The sequence below is a fragment of the Candidatus Villigracilis sp. genome (genome assembly GCF_057083605.1).
Window position 1 is genome coordinate 13,499 of sequence record NZ_JBXMTI010000137.1, and the last position, 15,869, is coordinate 29,367.

General features: G+C 49.8%; 17 protein-coding genes. 14 read left to right on the forward strand and 3 right to left on the reverse strand.

What is annotated here, in order from left to right; translation table 11 throughout:
- Nucleotides 1-6: 6 nt before the first annotated feature.
- The 7 genes from rpsD to mazG all read left to right on the forward strand — a co-directional run bounded on the left by rpsD (nucleotide 7) and on the right by mazG (nucleotide 5,014).
- Nucleotides 7-666 carry a 30S ribosomal protein S4 gene (gene rpsD, locus AC14M5_RS20510; RefSeq protein WP_484031577.1) on the forward strand — a complete coding sequence of 220 codons (660 nt, stop codon included), beginning with the start codon at nucleotides 7-9 and terminating at the stop codon, nucleotides 664-666.
- A gap of 76 nt (nucleotides 667-742) precedes the next feature.
- Nucleotides 743-1,714: a DNA-directed RNA polymerase subunit alpha gene (locus AC14M5_RS20515; protein WP_484031578.1), complete on the forward strand. Its 972-nt coding sequence runs from the start codon at nucleotides 743-745 to the stop codon at nucleotides 1,712-1,714.
- A 3-nt stretch (nucleotides 1,715-1,717) separates the two neighbouring features.
- Nucleotides 1,718-2,095, forward strand: a complete 378-nt coding sequence (gene rplQ / locus AC14M5_RS20520) for a 50S ribosomal protein L17 (RefSeq protein ID WP_484031579.1) — start codon at nucleotides 1,718-1,720, stop codon at nucleotides 2,093-2,095.
- Between the two features lie 93 nt (nucleotides 2,096-2,188).
- Complete coding sequence (gene truA, locus AC14M5_RS20525) at nucleotides 2,189-2,932, forward strand: tRNA pseudouridine(38-40) synthase TruA (protein WP_484031580.1); 744 nt, start codon at nucleotides 2,189-2,191, stop codon at nucleotides 2,930-2,932.
- A gap of 29 nt (nucleotides 2,933-2,961) precedes the next feature.
- Nucleotides 2,962-3,405, forward strand: coding sequence for a 50S ribosomal protein L13 (gene rplM, locus AC14M5_RS20530; protein WP_484031581.1), 444 nt, complete (start codon nucleotides 2,962-2,964; stop codon nucleotides 3,403-3,405).
- 14 nt (nucleotides 3,406-3,419) lie between these two features.
- A complete protein-coding gene (gene rpsI / locus AC14M5_RS20535; protein WP_484031582.1) occupies nucleotides 3,420-3,812 on the forward strand; it encodes a 30S ribosomal protein S9 in 393 nt (130 codons plus the stop codon).
- 113 nt (nucleotides 3,813-3,925) lie between these two features.
- On the forward strand, nucleotides 3,926-5,014 hold the full coding sequence (mazG, locus tag AC14M5_RS20540; protein ID WP_484031583.1) for a nucleoside triphosphate pyrophosphohydrolase: 1,089 nt from the start codon (nucleotides 3,926-3,928) through the stop codon (nucleotides 5,012-5,014).
- 31 nt (nucleotides 5,015-5,045) lie between these two features.
- Here mazG and AC14M5_RS20545 read toward each other — a convergent pair whose 3' ends face one another.
- Together AC14M5_RS20545 and AC14M5_RS20550 are read right to left on the reverse strand one after the other, a co-directional pair.
- Nucleotides 5,046-5,771, reverse strand: a complete 726-nt coding sequence (locus AC14M5_RS20545; protein ID WP_484031584.1) for a hypothetical protein — start codon at nucleotides 5,769-5,771, stop codon at nucleotides 5,046-5,048.
- Complete coding sequence (locus AC14M5_RS20550) at nucleotides 5,768-6,655, reverse strand: DMT family transporter (RefSeq protein ID WP_484031585.1); 888 nt, start codon at nucleotides 6,653-6,655, stop codon at nucleotides 5,768-5,770. The genes AC14M5_RS20545 and AC14M5_RS20550 overlap by 4 nt, the downstream gene beginning before the upstream one ends.
- 111 nt (nucleotides 6,656-6,766) lie before the next feature.
- On the opposite strand from AC14M5_RS20550, the gene AC14M5_RS20555 reads away from it, so the two are divergent.
- The 5 genes from AC14M5_RS20555 to mutY all read left to right on the forward strand — a co-directional run bounded on the left by AC14M5_RS20555 (nucleotide 6,767) and on the right by mutY (nucleotide 10,556).
- Nucleotides 6,767-7,822: a radical SAM protein gene (locus AC14M5_RS20555; RefSeq protein ID WP_484031586.1), complete on the forward strand. Its 1,056-nt coding sequence runs from the start codon at nucleotides 6,767-6,769 to the stop codon at nucleotides 7,820-7,822.
- A 27-nt stretch (nucleotides 7,823-7,849) separates the two neighbouring features.
- Nucleotides 7,850-8,260, forward strand: coding sequence for a hypothetical protein (locus AC14M5_RS20560; protein ID WP_484031587.1), 411 nt, complete (start codon nucleotides 7,850-7,852; stop codon nucleotides 8,258-8,260).
- 138 nt (nucleotides 8,261-8,398) lie between these two features.
- Nucleotides 8,399-9,046: an MBL fold metallo-hydrolase gene (locus tag AC14M5_RS20565; protein WP_484031588.1), complete on the forward strand. Its 648-nt coding sequence runs from the start codon at nucleotides 8,399-8,401 to the stop codon at nucleotides 9,044-9,046.
- 17 nt (nucleotides 9,047-9,063) lie between these two features.
- A complete protein-coding gene (locus AC14M5_RS20570; RefSeq protein WP_484031589.1) occupies nucleotides 9,064-9,366 on the forward strand; it encodes a hypothetical protein in 303 nt (100 codons plus the stop codon).
- A gap of 155 nt (nucleotides 9,367-9,521) precedes the next feature.
- The gene (gene mutY / locus AC14M5_RS20575) at nucleotides 9,522-10,556 is read left to right on the forward strand and encodes an A/G-specific adenine glycosylase (RefSeq protein WP_484031590.1); all 1,035 of its coding nucleotides are present in this window, start codon (nucleotides 9,522-9,524) and stop codon (nucleotides 10,554-10,556) included.
- A 24-nt stretch (nucleotides 10,557-10,580) separates the two neighbouring features.
- Here the strand turns inward: mutY and AC14M5_RS20580 are convergent, their stop codons facing one another.
- The gene (locus AC14M5_RS20580) at nucleotides 10,581-12,224 is read right to left on the reverse strand and encodes a ribonuclease J (protein ID WP_484031591.1); all 1,644 of its coding nucleotides are present in this window, start codon (nucleotides 12,222-12,224) and stop codon (nucleotides 10,581-10,583) included.
- A gap of 343 nt (nucleotides 12,225-12,567) precedes the next feature.
- Here AC14M5_RS20580 and AC14M5_RS20585 point away from each other — a divergent pair, with 343 nt between their 5' ends.
- Nucleotides 12,568-15,063, forward strand: coding sequence for an alpha/beta fold hydrolase (locus AC14M5_RS20585; protein ID WP_484031592.1), 2,496 nt, complete (start codon nucleotides 12,568-12,570; stop codon nucleotides 15,061-15,063).
- A gap of 353 nt (nucleotides 15,064-15,416) precedes the next feature.
- The gene (locus AC14M5_RS20590) at nucleotides 15,417-15,734 is read left to right on the forward strand and encodes a magnesium chelatase subunit ChlI family protein (protein ID WP_484031593.1); all 318 of its coding nucleotides are present in this window, start codon (nucleotides 15,417-15,419) and stop codon (nucleotides 15,732-15,734) included.
- The last annotated feature ends 135 nt before the right edge of the window (nucleotides 15,735-15,869 follow it).

Consider the following 15,869-nt stretch of genomic DNA (forward strand, 5'->3'; position numbering starts at 1 on the left):
TGATATATGGCTAAAACATTAAGTCCAGTTTGTAAACTTTGCCGCCGTGAAGGTGAAAAACTTTTCCTAAAAGGTGAGCGTTGCTTTACACCCAAGTGCTCCTTTGAAAAGCGCAGTTTCGCGCCCGGCCAGCATGGTCGTACCGCGGGGCGTGGCGGCGGTAAGGGTATGGGTACGGGGCGCGCCTCCGACTTTGCCCGCCAGTTGCGTGCCAAGCAGAAGGCTCGTCGCATCTATGGCGTGTTGGAACGTCAGTTCCGCCGCTACTACGATACCGCCATCACGGGCCGCGGCCTGACAGGTTTGGAGTTGCTCCAGATTCTTGAGTCACGCCTTGATAATGTGGTATTCCGACTCGGGTTTGCCGCCAATCGGGCACAGGCCCGCTTGCTTGTTTCTCATGGTCATTTCACTGTAAATGGCCGCCGCACTGATGTGCCTTCTATGCTTCTTGGCGAAGGTGATGTCATTGCTGTCCGCGAAGGCTCCAGCAAGTTGACCTACTTCAAAGAACTGAATGCTTATGCCGAAAAGCGTAACGCTCCAAGTTGGCTCAACCGTGACATTAAGTCCATGGCTGGTTCCGTGGCTCGTATGCCGGAACGTGCTGAAATTGACGGAAGTCTCGACGAACAGTTGATCGTCGAATACTACTCCAGACGCTAATCCTCCAGTTGCGCTTCGGGTCGGACCGTAAAGCTGGTACTCGACCCGGCGCATTATCAAAAGGGACAGGTGAACCGTGACGGGTATCATTACGAACATGGTTATGCCAAAAATCGAGCGCGAAGCAGAGGCTCGTAACTATGGCAAATTCACAATCAGCCCGCTAGAGGGCGGCTATGGCGTGACGTTGGGCAATGCCCTGCGCCGCGTCCTGCTCTCCTCTCTGGAGGGAACTGCAATTACATCGGTACGCATAGCGGATGTCCTGCATGAATTCAGCGACATTCCCGGCGTACGTGAAGATGTCATCCAGGTCATGCTGCAGGTCAAACAGATCCGCATCAAGATGGATGGCGTTGATAGTGCCCGTATGCAGCTTGAAGTGCGTGGCGAGGGAACGGTCACTGCGGCGGATATCATAACTCCTGCCGAGATCGAGATCGTCAACCCCGACACATATCTCTTCACTGTGGACGGCGCAAAAACGAAGCACGACATCGAATTCGTAGTGGAGCGTGGCCGCGGCTACTCTCCAGCCAATGAACGTGCCGGGCACATGCCCATCGGCGAATTACCGGTGGATGCGATCTTCAGCCCGGTCAAACGCGTCAATTGGGAGGTGTCTTCTGCCCGCGTAGGCCAGAGCACCAACTACGACAAACTAATTTTGGAAATCTGGACAGACGGCACCATTTCCCCCGAACGTGCCCTCAGCTCCTCCGCACGCATTTTGATCGATCACCTGCGCTATATTGCAGGAATAAATGAAGAAATGCTGGCAGTTGCTGTGGAACGCGAGACGACTGGAAGCCGTTTGAGCAGTGAACTGGCTGAAACGCCGGTGGAAGCCCTGGATCTTTCTGTGCGTGTCTTCAATTCATTGAAGCGCACCGGCATCACCACTGTAGGTGATGTACTCGACCTCCTTGAAAAGGGCGAGACTGCGGTCATGTCCATCCGCAATTTTGGCGAGAAGAGCCTCGACGAACTTCGCGACAAGATGCGTGAAAAAGGCTTTATGAAAGACGAATCATCCTCGGAGAGTTAAGAGATGCGACATCAAGTAGCAGGTTACAGATTAGGACGCACGAAGAGCGCACGTATTGCTCTGCGCCGAAACCTGATCAAACAATTTTTTACGCACGAACGTATTCAGACCACCAAGGCCAAGGCCGCCGCGATCCGTGGCGATGCCGAACGCTTGATTACGCTTGCAAAGAATAGTGAAAGCGGCACACCCGAGCAGAAAGTTAACGCCCGTCGCCTCGCCGTTTCCAAACTGGGCGATAACCAGATCATCAAACGCCTGTTTGACGAGATCGCTCCCCGCTTTGCAACCCGCAACGGTGGCTACACCCGCGTGACGAAACTTGGACCCCGCTTCGGCGACGCAGCCGAAATGGTAGTCCTTGAATTAGTCGAAGAGTAGTTGATTTATGTCATTCTGAGCGCAGCGAAGAATCTCCTCATTATTGGTTGAGACTCTTCGTTCGCAAAGAACGCTCACTCAGAGTGACAAGTAATGGCACGTTACCAAGTGATCCTTGTCTATGATGGCTCCGGGTTTACCGGCAGCCAGCGACAGGCGAACTCCCGCACAGTGCAGGGCGAGTTTGAAAAAGCCCTTCGGAATCTGGGATGGTCTGAAAAATCAGTCATTATGGCTGGCAGAACGGATACAGGAGTTCATGCAATCGGACAGGTAGCCGCATTTGATTTTGAATGGGCGCACACGGCAGACGAACTGCTCAAAGCACTCAATGCGATGCTGCCGCCTGACCTTGCTGTAAAAAGCCTTCACCCAGCCTCGGCAGATTTTCATCCGCGGTTTGATGCTGTTTCGCGGATGTACTGTTATAGGTTGTTTTGCGAACCGATCCGTGACCCATTACGCGAAAGGTTTGCATGGCGGGTCTGGCCATCTTTGGATGGAAATGCCCTCAAACAGAATGCAGATATCTTCCTCGGCACACATGACTTTGCCGCCTTCGGCTCACCGACAACCCCAAAAGGGACAACGGTGCGGACGGTGACAAAGACCGAGTGGAGAAAAATGCCGGATGGTGAGTGGCAGTTTGAAGTGCAGGCTGATGCGTTTTTATATCGCATGGTAAGAAGACTTGTTTTTGTGCAAGTGTCGCTTGCTCACGGAAAAAGCTCGGTTGAGGAAGTCCAGAATGCTTTATCAAAGCAGGGCAAACTTCTTGCGGGGCTGGCCCCCTCACATGGGCTGACACTGGTTGAAGTAAATTATGGATCATTATGAAATGATGTTAAAGAAACGGAGAGACGAAAGTGCAGCAGAAGACGTACTATCCGAAAGCCGCTGAAATTCAGCGCGACTGGGTTGTAATAAATGCAGAAGGGCAGACCCTGGGCCGTTTGGCGGCGCATGTTGCGCACGTTCTGCTTGGAAAGCACAAACCAACTTTCACGCCCGGCGTGGAGATGGGTGATTTTGTAGTAGTGGTCAATGCCCAGAACGTAACTGTGACTGGCACCAAGACCCACTCCAAACTCGAATCAAAGATTTACTATAGCCACTCGGGTTATCCCGGTGGGTTGAAGAGCATTTCTTTGCGCGACCAGCTTGCTACCTATCCCGACCGGGCCTTGCGCGACGCTGTATGGGGCATGCTCCCGCACAACCGCATGGGCCGCGCAGTGCTCAAGCGCTTGAAGATCTATGCTGGCCCTGATCACCCACACCAGGTGCAGACCCCGAAAGTTTTGGAATAAAGAGGTAAGTGAATATGGCTCAATATTATGAAGGCATTGGCCGTCGCAAGGAAAGCACCGCTCGTGTGCGCTTGGTGACCGGCTCCGGCAAGTTCACTGTCAATGAAAAAGATGGCGCGGCGTTTTTCACCCGCCTCGGTGACCTTGATGACATCCTGCGTCCGTTTGGCGCGGTTGGACAGGAAGCAAATAAATATGATGTGACCGTATTGGTCAGTGGCGGCGGCACCACCGGCCAAACCGAAGCTGTGCGCCTCGGCATTGCCCGTGCGCTCCAGATCATCAACGCTGACTGGACATCCGCACTGCGCAAAAAGGGCTTGCTCACTCGCGATGCCCGTGTGAAGGAACGTAAGAAGCCAGGTCTTAAGAAAGCCCGTAAGGCTCCTACCTATACCAAGCGTTAATTTCTTTACAAGCCTTAGGATAAAATATCCTTTAGGGTAATCCGTAGTGCGTAATCCGTAATTTATTTACGAGTTACGAATTACGGATTACTTGTTTAACAATGGAGACAATCATGGACTTCTCCCTCGTCACCTCTACATTTGACACGCTCCGCCTCACCCCGCCCTCGAGGCTGACTCTGCTCGAAGCACAGGAATTTTCGTCCGCGCATTTTCCACCCACCCCTCCCGATGTGGATACGCTAATCCTTGGTATTGACTCACAGCAACTGGCTTTTCAAGTGAAGAAAGTTTTGCTTGCAAATTATCCTGAAGAACATCTGGTGATGCTTGTAGAAAATGGAGAGAAGAAAGAAAAAAGATTAGACATGTTGGATTCGGGTGATTATTCCTTATCAACCTGCCTGTATATTCCCTCCCTGGGAGAGGGTACATCCTTTGAATCCTTTGCTGAAATCGTAGCACACCTACGCGCGCCAGAAGACGGTTGCCCGTGGGACAAGGAACAAACTCACCAAACTTTACGCAAGCACTTGCTTGAAGAATCCTACGAAGCGTTATCCGCCATGGATGTAAATGATCCTTCAGGAATGCGCGAGGAGTTCGGAGACCTGCTCTTGCAAATTATTCTGAATGCCCAGATTGCCAGTGAAAGCAAAGAATATTCGATGCGGGAGATTATCAAAAGCATTTATGACAAGATCGTCCGCCGCCATCCGCATGTGTTTGGAGATGTCAAACTGGATGGAGTTGAGGGGGTACTGCAAAATTGGGAGAAATTGAAAGAAAAGGAAAGAGGCGAGAAGAAAGAAGATAAGGGATTACTTGATGGAGTCCCTGCCGCTCTGCCCGCATTGACCCAGGCTCAGGAATACCAGGATCGTGCCGCGCGTGTTGGATTTGACTGGCCCGAGGTCGAAGGCGTTTTGGATAAGATCCGCGAGGAAATTGAGGAGGTCAAGCAGGCTGAAAACCTCGAACAGGTGACGGCAGAATTGGGCGATCTCTTCTTTGTATTGGTCAACCTTGCCCGCTGGCGCAAAGTGGATGCGGAGTCTGCGCTGCGCGAGGCCAACTTGAAATTCAAGAAGCGTTTTGGGTATGTGGAAAAGGGCGCAAAGGAACAGGGTGGCAATTTATCAGATATGACTTTGGAAGAAATGGATGCTCTGTGGAATGAGGCCAAAAAACTTGGAATGTAATAAGCCTTTTCATTGCGGCATTAATGTCGCGTTACTTTATCTGCAAATTTTCGATTTCGATCCACGCGGGTTCGGGGTTTTCCAAAACTCCGAACCCGATTTTTCCATTGGGGGTAAATGATGCATATTGGTTATCGATCCAGATGACCAAACCCAGCGGCGGATTCGGACTTACGGGCGACACAAACACGAGCACATCATCCACATACCAAGCCACGCGCCTCTTGCCCCACTCCAGCTTGTATCCAAGCCATTGAGTGACATCTACGTTGAGGGCGATTGAATCCTCGTCAATGACCTTACTTAATAATTTTCTTGTCGCTTTGCGTGAAAAAGGAAATGTCAACCCTGCCGGAATTAATAACGAATGGAATTTGGGTGAACAAAAAGATTGTGCCAGGAAGCCCTCCGCAGGTTTGTCATCTGTGAATGACAAATAATTCTGCTGTGATGCACCGAAAAACCAAACTGCATTCGGCAGAGCAGGAAACTGCCAATGCCTGCCTCCAAACCCAAGCGACATGCCGAATGGATCGTTCCACAGTCCGAAGCCCCAAGTGCCGGGTAGGGAAAGGCTTGAAGCTTTTGCACGCAGGCAGAGGCTTAAAGAGTGATGCGGAAACTTCCTGCGCGAGAGTCCGAAATAGTCATCGATCTGTGCAAAGCGATAGCTGGAAGAATCTCCTGCTGGAATCCTCAAGAGATATCCCTTTTCTGTTTTTTCAATGCTTGCGTCGGGGGTGGTTCTTGATTTCATCCTTGCCTGTTGACCAGCCAGATGCCAAGCAAAATCACCGCGCCGCCGATCATGGATGCGATTGTAACTTGTTCATTGAGGACGATCGCGGCCACGACCATGCTGGAGAGCGGCTCGAGAAAAAGGAATGCACCAGTTTGTGCGGCGGGCAGTTGAGCGAGGGCATCGAACCAGGCGATGTAGGCGAAGCCCGTTGTGAAGATACCAAGGAAGATCATTGCCCACCACCCGCGCGAATCGAGCTGTGAAATCTCAGGGATTTTGCCCTGTGCGAAGAAAGCGATTGAGGTGATCAGCCAGCCGATGGTCATCATCCAAAATGTTAAAAGTGTGGAGGGATGTTTTTTCAATCCATCCCGTGAAAGAATGGAAACCACCGCCCAGTTGACAGAACTGATGAGGATCAGAAAATCGCCGACGGTGCCGAACTTGCCGATCATGAGGCTGGAAAAATCGCCTTTGCTGACCACCACCAGCACGCCCAGTATCGCCAATACGATGCCCGATGATTGTAGAAGATTTAGTTTTTCCTTGAGCACCAGCCAGGCGAGAATGGCAATGAAAGCGGGTGAAATCGCCACAATCCATGCGGTGGTGGTGGCTTGTGCAGTCTGCAGCCCGTTTGATTGCAGCCATTGATGCAGGGATATGCCCAAAAAGCCAAGCAAAGTGAAGTACAACCATTCGCCGCCTTTTGGAAGCGCGAATTGTTTTCGCATGATGACGGCCGCCAGCAAAAAAGGAATTCCCATTGCGAAACGGATCCAAACCACGGAGACCGGGGATATCTGCCCGACCGCGATCTTTGTGGCAATGAACGATGCCCCCCAAACAACAACAGCGAAAAGGGCTTCGAGATAGGGGATAAGTTTTGTTTTTGGCATGGTGTCCCTCGAATTGAGATTGTCTATTATAAGGCTTGACATTAATACTGATGGTGATAGATTTCACAAATAGATAATCCTGACCCTTTTTATCGTAAATAAGGAGTTGCCATGTCAGTTCGAATATTATTGATCAATCCGGCCCGCTATTTTATTGCCGATCAAGCCGGGCTTGGATACCTTACCCCTCTGGGTTTAGTGCTGATCGGCGGCCCGCTAATCGATGCAGGTCTTGATGTAAAGCTAGTCGATCATGATATGAACGGCTGGACCATAAAACGCTTATTGCAGGAGATTGGGGAGTTCCAGCCGAACTATATTTTATTGGGACACTCAGGTTCAACTTCGTCACATAATGTGGTTGTTAGCACGGTCAAAAAGATCCGCGAGGCTTTTCCAGAAATGAGGATCATTTATGGGGGCGTGTATCCATCCTATGCTTATCAAAGCATTCTTCAGGAAGTTCCAGAAATCGATATCATTGTCCGCGGGGAAGGGGAGAAGACAGTTGTTGATTTGATTTTAACTTGGGAAAAAGATAATTGCCTCGAAAATGTAGCAGGCATCGTCTGGCGAAGAGGCGATGAAATCATCGTGAATCGCCCACAACCTGCAATCCAAAACCTGGATCAATATCGCCCGGGCTGGGAATTATTGGATTGGCAGAATTATCAAATGTTCGGCTTTGACCATGCAGCTGGCTTGCAGTTCAGCCGAGGGTGCACGCTCACCTGCAGTTATTGTGGCCAGTGGATGTTCTGGAAGAAGTGGCGGCATCGCAGCCCGCAGAATGTGGTGGAAAATATGAAATTGCTCGACGAAAAATATGGAGTAAAAATCATCTGGTTTGCGGACGAGAACTTCGCCGCAGATCGAGATTTGGCAAAACAATTGCTGGAACAGATCGTTGATGTTGATCTGGGGCTTTCGCTAAACCTCAATATGACGGCCGCGGATGTTGTCCGTGATGCGGATTTGCTCCCATTGTATAAAAAAGCAGGAGTAAATTATATTGTGATGGGAGTTGAGTCACTCAAGGATAATGTCATTGTTGATATCCGCAAGAATAACCCGTTTGCGATTTCAAAAGAAGCGGTACGGCTGTTGAGGGAAAATAACATCATTAGCCTGACCAACATCATTTATGGGCTTGAGGAAGAGTCCTGAACAACTCTCTTTGAGAAATTTAAAGGAATGCTGGAACTGGATTCTGATATTTTGAATGCCATGTATCTCACGCCCCACTTTTGGACCTCGGATGGAAAATCCACTGACCCTGAAAAGATCATTCAACCCGACCTGTCGAAGTGGTCATATCGCAATCAGCTTCTAGCTACTCCCTTCCTAAAGCCATTCGAACTATTCCTGGGTGTCAAACTGACAGAGGCATTTTTTCACCTCCGCCCTAAAGCCCTTTGGAGGCTCATTGCTCACGGTGACCAGCGATATTTGCAGATCATGCGTGATTCCATGCTGACGGGAATCTGCGTAGTGCTGGCTGAGATCTGGGAGTTCCTCTTTGATACAAAATTCGTAAAGCAGGGAAGCATGAACAAGATCATTGGCTCTCAAAATCTAAAACGAGATGTATCTCCCCTGGCTTGACCTGGCAAGGGGCGACGAAGCGATCAAAATCATTTACTACCGTTCATGTACCCATGCCAAGAGGAATTAATTCACTTTTGGCTCATAAGGTACAATGTGCCCGTAGGGTATAATATCTACTTCGGAGGCACAATTTATATGGAAATAACCTGGTACGGACATTCCTGTTTTCGTCTCACTGAGCGAAACTTCGCCACAGTCGTGACGGATCCATATGATCACAAGGCAGTTGGTTATGAAGCGCTGAAACTTAAAGCAGAGATCGCCACAGTCAGCCACGATGCACCCGGCCATAACAATCGGGATGCGGTCAAAGGCACAACCCACGTCATCAACGGCGCAGGCGAGTTTGAAATTGGCGGTGTGTTTATCACAGCCGTTCAAACCGCAGGTGGCGGCAAGAAAAGCAAGGATAAAGTCCGCAACACACTTTATGTATTCGATTATGATGGCATCACCGTGGCCCACCTCGGTGACATGCAGGATATCCCCCCTCAAACCGAGGTGGAAGCTCTCGGAACGGTCAATGTGCTCCTGGTCCCGGTGGGAGGCGGAGGCAGCCTTAATGCCGCCAAAGCCGCCGAGGTTGTCAGCCTGCTTGAGCCGAATATCGTCATCCCTATGCACTATTCCACGCCCGATACAAAATTGAATCTCGATTCGCTCAACAAGTTCCTGAAAGAAATGGGCCTCGGGAAGATCGAATCGCAGCCTTCATTGAAAGTCACCCGCTCCGGTCTGCCTGATGAAACAAAAGTTGTTGTGTTGGATTATCAAAAAGGATAATGCCCGAAGGGTATACCATGCCGGTTAAAGTTATCATGACCTGGGATATCGCCGCAGAGCGCGATCAGGAATATTTTGAATTCATCATCGGTGAATTCGTGCCCGGTGTACAAAAGCTTGGCTTGCAGCCTGCGGAAGCATGGGCAACCATCTATGGCTCCTACCCGCAAATTCAGGTTGGCCTGTTCGCCAGCGATGTGCCTGAGGCACGCCGCATCCTTGCATCGTCAGATTGGGTAGTTCTGCAGGAACGCCTCTTTGGTTACGTAAAAAATTATTCACACAAGGTTGTACCTGTCCGTGGCGGTTTCCAGTTTTAAGAGACTTCGGAAGTCTCCAATTAACTTATGAACTTCAATGCTCCTAAAAAGACCTCCGAAGTCTTTTCTCAATACTGGCCGTGGTTTTTCTTTGCCGCGGCTTTTGAGTCTATTATCGCTGTCGCTTTGTCTCTGTTGATTGCCGGTAATTGAACATGCCCCGCCTCTCATCCCAACTTTTAGCCTGGTACCACAAACACAAGCGGACTCTCCCCTGGCGCGACCACCCTGACCCATATGCGGTCTGGGTCTCTGAGATTATGCTCCAGCAAACTCGGGTGGAAACGGTCATCCCATATTTTGAAAAATGGACGAGATTATTCCCTGATATAAAAACATTAGCAGCAGCCTCCGAACACGACGTGCTGAATACCTGGGAGGGACTTGGCTATTACAGCCGCGCGCGGAATCTCCACAAAGCCGCAAAAATAGTCGCCTCAAAATTTAACGGAGAGTTGCCTCGTGATCTGACAACTTTGCGCAGTCTGCCGGGGATTGGTTGCTACACAGTGGGGGCAATTGCATCGATTGCTTTCAAAATGGATGAGCCTACCCTCGATGGAAATCTACGACGCGTTTATTCGCGCCTATTTGATATAACAGAGTATGCAGATTCTCCTGCTGGCGAAAAGATATTATGGGAACTTGCCGCTCAGAATCTGCCGAAGGGAAAAGCTGGTGACTATAACCAGGCATTAATGGATCTGGGCTCGTCTATTTGTTTGCCGAAGAATCCAAGATGTTTATTGTGTCCATTAATGTTGATGTGCAAGGCGCGTGAAAATGGGACTCAGGAATTGCGCCCTATGTTGAAGGCGAAGAAGCAGTCTCCTCAATATGTCCATGCGGCGGGAGTGATCATTGAGCGAGGGCGTGTGCTGTTAAGTCAACGCCCTGCGGATGGATTACTTGGGATGATGTGGGAATTCCCGAATGGCAGAGTGAACGATGACCCTGCCAAGGAGTTAGTCAAAGCCCTTAATGCTGCATACAGGCTAAAGGTCAAGAAAAAAGAGGCGCTGTGTATTGTTCATCATGCATACACTCATTTCAAGGTGACAGTCCATGCGTTTCGGTGCGAGTCTGTATCCATCCCCAAAAATAAGAATTTGAAATGGGTGAAAATAAGTGAGCTGGATGATTTCCCGATGGGGAAAGTGGATCGGCAGATCGCAATTAAAATAAAATGACCGCCTCGCGACGGTCATTTTTGTTTATGACTTGCTCAAGGTAACGAAGACCATGGGTCTGCGTTTTGTTTCCTGATGCAGGTAACTCTTTACCGCATTGACGATGTCTTTTTCATCATCCAGCTTTCCGTCATGGACAACGCTCATCACGCGCTTTTGAACCTCGGGCAAAAGCTCTTCCGCATCCTCTGGTGAGACGAAACCGCGGGTGATGATCTCAGGCTCCTGCAATAATCGACCTGTTAATTTATCCACACTGATGTCAATCAACAGTATCCCATTGCGCGCAAGCTGGCTGCGTTCGCGCATCACATCGTGATCTATATCGCCAATGGATTCACCGGTGACGAAGACGTAATCACCAGGGATGCGCTCGCCGAGTTGCACTTTATTACCGACGAGTTCAACGACCTGCCCGTTCTCAACCACGATGGTATTTTTTTCATCGATGCCTACCTGCATGGCAAGATCGGCATGGCGTTTTAACATTCTTAATTCACCGTGAATGGGCATGAAGTGCTTCGGGCGCACTAGGTTGATGAGCAATTTTTGCTCTTCCTGTGCGGCATGACCTGAAACATGGATCGGCGCAACGCTATCATCGACAACTTTTACACCACGGCGCAGGAGGCGATTGATCGTCTTGCTGATGGTTTCTTCATTGCCCGGAATGGGATGGGAGGAAAGCACGATAGTGTCATTTGGCTTTAAGTCAAACTGACGGTTCGTACCAGCCGATAAACGCCCAACAATGGATGAAGGTTCACCCTGCGAACCCGTGCACATGATGGCAACTTTGTGGTCCTGCATTTGCATGGCCTGGTCAATTGGCACGATCATTTCATCTGGAATGTTCAGGTATTTCATCTTGCGTGCGATCTTAACGTTATCCACCATGCTGGGGCCAGCGAAGGCCATTTTACGCCCGTGTTTGGTGGCGGCATCGGCAACTTGTTGAACACGGGAAATCAATGAAGCGAATGTAGCCACGATCACGCGGCCTTTTGCCTCTGCAAACACCTTGTCAAATGCTGGGCCAATCACAGACTCGGAAGGAGTCCAGCCTGGGCGCTCTGCGTTGGTTGAATCGGAAAGGAGCAGGTCTACACCGCGGGTGGAAAACTCGGAGAGCTTTGCAAAATCTGTCGGCCAGCCATCCACGGGAGTGTGATCGAATTTGAAATCGCTCATGTGAATGACCAGACCCGCAGGCGTGGTAATGCCAATCCCAACCGCATCTGGTATCGAGTGGCTTACATGGAAATATTCAAGGGTGAAAGGCCCTACCTTATTCGATTCGCCGGCCTGGATGGTTTTGATTTGGGCCTTGTGCTGTGAATTGTTTCGCAGCAACTTGCCCTCGATCAACCCACGTGTAAGCGGCGTGGCATAAATGGGTGCGGGGATATCCACGATCAGGTGCTGGATCGCGCCGATGTGATCTTCGTGTCCATGCGTGATGAAAATGCCCAACACACGGTTGGCTCTTTTCTTTAAATACTCGTAGTCTGGGATGATGTAATCCACGCCCAGCATGTCGTTCTTGGGGAACATAATGCCAGCGTCGACCACGATGATGTCGCCTCCAAATTCGTAGGCCATCATGTTCTTTCCCACTTCGCCGAGCCCCCCAAGCGGGATAATTCTTAACTTGTTTTTCTTACTCATATATTTTTATATACCTCTTTTAAAATGTAATTTAAATTAAACCGCTGTGCGGTTAAAAGTCATGGATGGTGGTTTTCAGGTGTTCCAGCGTCTTTTCCCACAAACAAAAAGACCTTCGCTGACTTGCTCGCGAAGGATCGGTACTTGTAAAACACGATTGTTCCCAAACAAACTGCCAAATTTTCAGCAGAAATAAGTCAACTTAACTTTCAATAGTATAGCAGGGCAGGCGGGATTTGTCAAAGCGGATTTCACTTCCACAATAAAATTGACAATCCTTGCCAACTCCTGTACACTTCCCAAATTCATTTTCGGGTCAGTTTCAACAGTTGAAAAGGCGTCCATGGACATAGACCTCGACCTCTACCGTCACGAAATCCGTACCTCGTCCGATCCCCTCGTGCGCCTATCTGCGTTTGATGTTTCGCCCGAGCGCTTCCAGCGTACCATTATCTTTGTTCATGGTTTTGGCGGCAAGGCGGAACAATGGCAATATCAGATGCAAAAGTTTGCGATGGATAACCGAGTTATTGCATTGGACTTGCGCGGGCATGGACTCTCCGATAAGCCAACGACAGGCTACGACATGCCACGCATCCAGGCGGACCTCGAAACTGCTCTGACCCAATTGAAAGTATCCACGCCTTTTGTTTTGGTGGGCCATTCATTTGGCGGCGCCATCGTCACGGACTATGCTGTTAATCACCCCGACCATGTTGAAAAATTGATCCTGATCGCAACCGCAGGGGAATTTAAGTTAAATCCACTTTTACAGTTTTGGTTAAGCCTTCCACTACCGCTCTTGAGAATAGCAGGCCCATTCACGCGTTCCTGGCTTCACGCCCCACCTCATGTTTTGAAACCATTTTATTTTGAGAACCTCGCCAAGTGGAAAGGCTGGGATAATTTCGCAAAGCTGCAAATGCCCACCCTTGTCATTCGTGGGTATCGTGACATCGTCTTTGACCGTCCATTGTTCGAGAAGGTGGCACAGTCCATTCCGGGCGCGGAAGATGTCAGTATCCGCGTATCAGGCCACATGGTCATGTTGGAGAGGCGTGAGGCGGTTGACCGTGCAATCGTGAGTTTCATCAAGGGTGAGCCTAAAAAATCATGGCGTGATTCATCCTTCGTAGCACCCAAAACCTCGCGTGATGAATTTAGAAAAGAACGCACCTGGCTGAATCATTATGATGATGGCGTGCCCTACACGGTAGATGTGCCGCGCATTCCAGCGCATCACTTATTGCGTTCATCGGTGAGGCGTTTTCCGAATCGTCCCGCTGTATATTTTGAAGGTGCAAAACTTACGTATCGAAAATTGAATCATGAAGCCAACCGTTTTGCCAATGCACTGCTCGCATTGGGGCTTGGCAAGGGCGCGCGCGTAGTTTTGTTATTGCCCAACATTCCACAAATGGTCGTTGGTTATTACGGTGCATTGAAGGCAGGTGCGGCAGTGGTGCTGCTCCCGCCCATGAACCAACCCGAAGAACTGGTGAACCAGATCAAGGATGTGGATGCGAGCGTACTCGTTACACTTTCAACCTGGGCTGGCCTTGCAAAACAAATCAAACAAGAGACAGGTGTTCCTCATGTAGTGCTGACCGACCCAGCGGATTACCTTGCGCTGCCGAAATATTTAATTTCACGCTGGCGTAACCGCGGGCTGAATGTATCTAATGCCCTGCATTGGAATCGCTTGCTTGCTCAACACAGCACAAAATCTTCTGCCGTGGAAGTCCTTCCTGAAGACCTGGCTGTCATTATGTACACGGGTGGAACAACTGGGCAATCCAAAGGCGTAATGCTTTCGCATCGAAACCTTGTAGCAAATGCGCTGCAAACCCGTCACTGGCTGCCGGAGGCCGTGGAAGGCCGTGAGAGATTCTTATGCGTTGTACCCTTCTTCCATAGTTACGGTATGACCGCTGCGCTGAATGTGCCCGTCTCCATCGGAGCGGCACTGATCTTAAAGCCACAATTCCAAACTCTGGATGTATTAAGAGCCATTAAGAAATATAAACCCACCATCTTCCCCGGTTCGCCGAACATGTTCTTAGCCATCAATAATTTTCGCGGCGTAAGAAAATATGGGATTAAATCCATCAAGGCTTGTATTAGCGGCTCCGCCCCTCTGCCTGTGGAAGTGCAGGAAGCCTTCGAGAAACTCACCAGAGGTAAACTAGTGGAGGGCTATGGCCTCACCGAAGCCTCGCCTGTGACTCATTCCAATCCACTGGGCAAGAATCGCAGAGTGGGCACCATTGGTCTGCCTTTGCCATCCACCCAGGCCGCAGTGGTGGATCTGAAAACGGGCAGCAAGGAAGTAGCGCCTGGGCAGATCGGCGAGCTGGCTGTTCGCGGTCCGCAGGTGATGATGGGCTATTGGAAAGATGAGGCCGCCACCAAAGAGGTATTAACAGCAGACGGTTGGCTCCTCACTGGCGATGTAGCGCAAATGGATGAAGATGGCTTTTGCCGCATCGTCGCCCGTAAGGCAGATATGTGGTACCCTGAGAAGGCTGGCAGGGAACCCGCCTTTCCGCGTGATGTGGAAGAGGTGATCTACGAGATCCCGCAAATCAAGGAAGTTGCTGTAGTTGCCGTGGCAGGACACCCCTTTGCGTTTATCATTGGTGGCGCGCAAAAGCCAAGCGCCGAAAGTGTGATAGCATACTGCAAACGGAGGCTGCCTCCACATCTGGTTCCGCGCTTTGTAATTTTTATGGAAGAATTCCCCAGAACGTTTATCGGCAAGGTGGTGCGGTACAGGTTACAGGATTTGGTCAAGAAACGAGAGCGAGAAGCGTTTCTTAAAGAGCAGAAGAAAAGGTAATCTTGGAGATTATCTTAGGGCAGGATTGATTGATCCTTACTCCATTCGAACCCCGATTTTGGGTTTGGTGGTGTTCCAATCCCAAGCCCTATCTCAGAGGCTCTCTTTTGAAAACTCATCTACATACTTTTAGTGCACCCGTCAACCAACCCGGATTAACCCATCAGGTAGGTATCTGGGTATTGGGTATAAAATGATCGTGCATCAAAATCAATAATTGGATGCCTTATTTTCTCTCTATGTACGAAAACCGCCCTCAAAACCACCTTGCTATCTCTTGTTTGATATGAAAAATATATTCATTGTGTGCACCCCTGCCCTGTGGCTATTATGGTGACTCGCTAAAGCCCGCAATGGTTACAAAATATCAAAAGCGCATCTCTGGTCCCCTGCTAGACCGCATTGGCATCCACATCGAAGTTCCCAGAGTGGATTATGAAAAATTAAGTGGAGATCGGGTGGGTGAATCAAGTGAAACGATTCGTGCGCGCGTCCAGGCCGCCAGAGATATACAAAATAAACGGTTTTCAAACGGAGAAGTAAGAGACATCGTCTGCAATGCGGATATGCGCGTCGGGGAGGTAAGGCAATTTTGCCAGTTGCAGGCAGAGAGGATGATAACCAGCAAGGGAAACAATAATTTACGAATGTTTTTCATCACTCCTCGATGACTTCGATCTCTCTCCATGCCACCTATGCTGAACTTTGTATCGCCCAACCGATAATCACTGGCATCTCCGCTCAAGGCGCGATGATTTCGATCTCTTTCCATCCGATCCACGAATCGCTCACGGTCGTCTCGATGC

Excerpts from the sequence above, each read along its gene's own strand:
- rpsD (WP_484031577.1), top strand. The coding sequence starts at position 7 with ATGGCTAAAACATTAAGTCCAGTTTGTAAACTTTGCCGCCGTGAAGGT.
- rplQ (WP_484031579.1), top strand. The coding sequence starts at position 1,718 with ATGCGACATCAAGTAGCAGGTTACAGATTAGGACGCACGAAGAGCGCA.
- truA (WP_484031580.1), top strand. The coding sequence starts at position 2,189 with ATGGCACGTTACCAAGTGATCCTTGTCTATGATGGCTCCGGGTTTACC.
- rpsI (WP_484031582.1), top strand. The coding sequence starts at position 3,420 with ATGGCTCAATATTATGAAGGCATTGGCCGTCGCAAGGAAAGCACCGCT.
- mazG (WP_484031583.1), top strand. The coding sequence starts at position 3,926 with ATGGACTTCTCCCTCGTCACCTCTACATTTGACACGCTCCGCCTCACC.
- AC14M5_RS20545 (WP_484031584.1), bottom strand. The coding sequence starts at position 5,771 with ATGAAATCAAGAACCACCCCCGACGCAAGCATTGAAAAAACAGAAAAG.
- AC14M5_RS20550 (WP_484031585.1), bottom strand. The coding sequence starts at position 6,655 with ATGCCAAAAACAAAACTTATCCCCTATCTCGAAGCCCTTTTCGCTGTT.
- AC14M5_RS20555 (WP_484031586.1), top strand. The coding sequence starts at position 6,767 with ATGTCAGTTCGAATATTATTGATCAATCCGGCCCGCTATTTTATTGCC.
- AC14M5_RS20560 (WP_484031587.1), top strand. The coding sequence starts at position 7,850 with ATGCTGGAACTGGATTCTGATATTTTGAATGCCATGTATCTCACGCCC.
- AC14M5_RS20565 (WP_484031588.1), top strand. The coding sequence starts at position 8,399 with ATGGAAATAACCTGGTACGGACATTCCTGTTTTCGTCTCACTGAGCGA.
- AC14M5_RS20570 (WP_484031589.1), top strand. The coding sequence starts at position 9,064 with ATGCCGGTTAAAGTTATCATGACCTGGGATATCGCCGCAGAGCGCGAT.
- mutY (WP_484031590.1), top strand. The coding sequence starts at position 9,522 with ATGCCCCGCCTCTCATCCCAACTTTTAGCCTGGTACCACAAACACAAG.
- AC14M5_RS20580 (WP_484031591.1), bottom strand. The coding sequence starts at position 12,224 with ATGAGTAAGAAAAACAAGTTAAGAATTATCCCGCTTGGGGGGCTCGGC.
- AC14M5_RS20585 (WP_484031592.1), top strand. The coding sequence starts at position 12,568 with ATGGACATAGACCTCGACCTCTACCGTCACGAAATCCGTACCTCGTCC.
- AC14M5_RS20590 (WP_484031593.1), top strand. The coding sequence starts at position 15,417 with ATGGTTACAAAATATCAAAAGCGCATCTCTGGTCCCCTGCTAGACCGC.